Annotated in this window: 3 protein-coding genes and 2 tRNA genes; 4 read left to right on the top strand and 1 reads right to left on the bottom strand. The window is 36.7% G+C overall.

Translation table 11 applies throughout. The features are described from left to right. Window positions 1-55 precede the first annotated feature (55 nt). From Q0296_RS03320 to Q0296_RS03305, 4 genes are all read left to right on the top strand, one after another. Entirely contained in the window at window positions 56-1,186 is a 1,131-nt protein-coding gene (locus Q0296_RS03320) for a potassium channel protein (protein ID WP_298036499.1), read from the top strand. A gap of 133 nt (window positions 1,187-1,319) precedes the next feature. Next, window positions 1,320-1,526 carry a DUF465 domain-containing protein gene (locus tag Q0296_RS03315; RefSeq protein ID WP_298036497.1) on the top strand — a complete coding sequence of 69 codons (207 nt, stop codon included), beginning with the start codon at window positions 1,320-1,322 and terminating at the stop codon, window positions 1,524-1,526. A 147-nt stretch (window positions 1,527-1,673) separates the two neighbouring features. Beyond that, window positions 1,674-1,748: transfer RNA gene (locus tag Q0296_RS03310), tRNA-Gln, on the top strand. A 25-nt stretch (window positions 1,749-1,773) separates the two neighbouring features. Then, window positions 1,774-1,848, top strand: a tRNA-Met gene (locus tag Q0296_RS03305). Window positions 1,849-1,876: 28 nt separating this feature from the next. On the opposite strand, the gene Q0296_RS03300 is transcribed toward Q0296_RS03305, so the two are convergent. Next, window positions 1,877-2,695: a site-specific integrase gene (locus Q0296_RS03300; protein ID WP_298036494.1), complete on the bottom strand. Its 819-nt coding sequence runs from the start codon at window positions 2,693-2,695 to the stop codon at window positions 1,877-1,879. Between the last annotated feature and the right edge of the window lie 235 nt (window positions 2,696-2,930).

The raw sequence follows: 2,930 nt of genomic DNA, 5'->3' as shown, positions 1-2,930 counted from the left end.
ACTCTAAGAACTATGAAAAAGCAGTCAAACTAAGAGATAAAATGAAGAGGAATTTATGTCTTTTTTCTCAAGTCTTTTAAAATTCCTCAACTGGTCAAACTCCGCAAAACCAGAAATAAGCCTAGATACTGAGCTTTACGAACAACTAAAACCTTTTAGATTTCCACTAATTTCAGTCGTACTACTGTTACTTTTTGGAACACTAGGTTATATATTTATAGATAACTTCTCTCTCATAGATGCCTTTTACCAAGCAGGTATGACCTTCACGACAGTTGGTTTTACCGAAGTTGCGCCTATAACTCCAAAGGGGCGAATTTTTACCATCACTTTTATCCTTTTTGGCTTTCTTATATTTACGCTATCGATCGGTATCGTGGTGGAAGTTCTAAAAAGAGGCACGTTAATTAATATTTTAAAGGAAAGGCGTATGCTTTACAAGATCGCAAGACTAAAAAATCACTTCGTTATTTGTTATCACAACCTCTACACGATCGAGCTTAGCGCTCAGTTTCGAGAAAACCACATACCATTTGTAGTTGTTGATGATAGAGAAGATATCGCAGAGCTGGCTCAAATTTACAAGTATCCATACTACATAAAAGCCCAGCCACACACGCAAAACGCCTTTTTAAAAACACACCTTTCAAGCGCAAAAGGACTTATCACTCTTAGCTCAAATATCGCTGACAACATCGCTCTTATCGCATCTGTTAGGCTCTATGAGAAAGAGATAGACCGCAAAAAACCATATCACATCATCACAAACTCAGACAGCGAAGATGACACGCAAAGACTAAAAAAACTTGGTGCAGACAACGTCGTAAGCCCATCTCGCCTTGTCGCACAGCGCCTAAGTGCCATGAGCGCAAGGCCTGATATGGAAAATTTACTCGAGCAGTTTTTATATACAAAAAACTCACCGATCGACATAGAAGAAATTTTAGTGCCTGATTATTCTTGGATAAGATTCAAAAGATTAAAAGAGACACATCTAAGAAATATCACAAACGCTGACGTAGTCGGTATTAGAGATATAAATAACAAATTTATCCCTATGCCAAATGGCGACACACTAATCGGCACTGGCACAAAACTTTTAGTCATCGGCACAGTTGATGGTATCCGCTTAACCAAGCGCGTCGTAAAGAGCAAACACAAGCCAGAAGAATTTAAATACGTGTAAGCTAAAATTTGGTTTTTACAGAACGAATTTGACTGCTTTGCTCTGCTAGGAGCATTTGTAAAATTTCAATTTAGATAGCCAAGCATTTACAAAATCTTGATAAAATCTCTCAAATTTTTTACAGGAGATAAGTATGTTGCACGAATACACAGACCTTATAAACGAGTTAAAAAAGATTGATGCTCATTTTGCAGCTCTTTGCAAAAAACACGATGAGCTAAACGAAAAAATAGATAACAAACTTGCAAAATCATCAGAGCTTGATGCCTTAAAAAAAGAAAAACTAAAACTAAAAGATGAAATTTACGCTAAGGTTTTAAAATTTAAAGAAGAAAAATAGTCAAATTTACATTTAAGCCAACTTATTTTTAAAATATTTTGGCTTAAACTTTAAAATTTTTATATTTTAATATGTAAAAGCATAGATTTTTTTAAAAAACCTTGACAAAACGTGTTAAAATCTATATAATTACAACTTCTTAAACATTGGGGTATCGCCAAGCGGTAAGGCAACTGGTTTTGGTCCAGTCATCCAGAGGTTCGAATCCTCTTACCCCATCCACACTTAAAATCCCAAAAACTCTTATCGCGGAGTAGAGCAGTGGTAGCTCGTCGGGCTCATAACCCGAAGGTCGGCGGTTCAAATCCGTCCTCCGCAACCAAATACCAAGGACTTTTACCACCTTTTAACTAAGCACCAACTCCCACGCCATCACGTATATCATCAACATTTAGATGCACGTAATGCAGGCTACTTTTAATATCTGTATGACCCATAAAAGCCATCAATTTATGAGCGTTAAATCCCTTCAAACTCACTAACCTAGAAGCCACTGTATGGCGTAATACATAAAGTCCGTGAGTGTTGTTACTCCCTGCATATCCAAGATGGTTTCTCACAGCCCACCACATACGATTTGCTGTATCGTGATTTAGGTGAGTTATAGGACACTTATCTAAGGGTAGGTCTTTGCAGTTATCATAAGCTCCTTGAGACACCCAATAGTAAGCCATCTTAAGCACTTGGTCGTCTTTAGTCTCTGTAAAAAGCTTTCTAGCCTCAGCTTTACTTACGCTCTTAGCTATTTCTAAGCGTTGTTTTATAGCTCTAAAGACTTCCATAACGTTCTCTCCGCAAGGTAAGGTTCTGCTGTGTCCGTTCTTAGGAGCACCTATGATAGTACCAACACCTTTGTGTGTCTTAACTGCCTTTGAGATAGTGATAGTATCATACTCAAAACTAATATCTCCTAGCTCAATAGCAAAGTATTCAGCAGGTCTTAGCCCAAGATTAGATAACACTATGAAGAGCTCATATAGCTCTACGCTAGATAGTGCTTTAGATTTTTTAGCTCTGTTATATAGAAACTCTTTAGCACTAAGTAGCTCATCATCTCTTAAAGCTGGTCTTTTACCTACCGCTTGCCTAACTTGAAGCCCTTTGAAGTTTGGTTTAGATTTAAACTTAACTACTTCAAGACCTTCAAGCACTCTAAGGGCTATTAGCAATGAGTTCCGCACACATCCTATCTTTAACACCTTTAAGTAGTATCTTATTATTTAGCACAAGCAAACCAGACATTATAACTTTGGCAGCCTCTTTGCTTCCACAGTAAAATATATTAGCCGATGAATGCAAAAATGGATAAAAATTTTTAAATAAGAGTGCTCAAAAACCAAGAATTCAAAAAACGCATAAGCAACTATATTTTAAATATAAATTTTAAACTTAAAAATATAAAGG

Origin of the sequence: uncultured Campylobacter sp., from assembly GCF_937890585.1 — a bacterium.
Lineage (GTDB): Bacteria > Campylobacterota > Campylobacteria > Campylobacterales > Campylobacteraceae > Campylobacter_A.
The sequence above is the reverse complement of the archived record's forward strand: the minus strand, read 5'-3'. Positions and strand labels throughout refer to the sequence as shown.